The sequence below is a fragment of the Streptomyces sp. SID13726 genome, assembly GCF_010548375.1.
GTDB lineage: Bacteria > Actinomycetota > Actinomycetes > Streptomycetales > Streptomycetaceae > Streptomyces.
In genome coordinates, this window is the sequence record NZ_JAAGLY010000295.1 from 1 (window position 1) to 497 (window position 497).

Genomic DNA, 497 nt, shown 5'->3' on the forward strand with positions numbered 1-497 from the left:
GGCTCGCGCAGCGCGCACAGGCCGAGGGCGACGCCCGCACGCCCGGACCGCGGTTCGAGGCCCGCGACGAGTTCGACGGCTCGCAGCCGGTCCGCGAGCTCACGAAGGACGACGCGCTGGCGATGATCGACCGCCTGCCGGCCGACGCCGACCTCGGGCCGGTCGGGCGCGGCGGACTGCGCGACGTGCAGGCGTGGAAGGGCAAGGACCCCGACGTCGATCTCGCGATCGCGTCGAAGTTCCCGCACCTGATGAGCCAGGCGGAGCTGGTAGCCCTCGCGGCCGCCGAGAAGGAGCGCCACCGCGCCGCCGCCGAGTACGCCGAGGCCCAGCGACTCATGCAGCAGGCCGACCGCGAGGACCGGCTGGCGGACGAGGCGCGCAGCGCCGCAGAGCACGAACCGGACCCCGACGAGCGCGCGCGTGCGGCCGCGGAGGCAGCCCAGCGGGACGCGCACCGTAACCGTGCCCGCGAGGACGGGCGTGCCACGTACGAC

The 497-nt window shown here is 76.1% G+C and carries 1 protein-coding gene; it reads left to right on the forward strand.

The annotated features are described in order from the left end of the window. Positions 1–497, forward strand: a 497-nt coding sequence (locus G3I78_RS47715; protein ID WP_203616521.1) for a hypothetical protein, incomplete at both ends; no start/stop codon positions are given.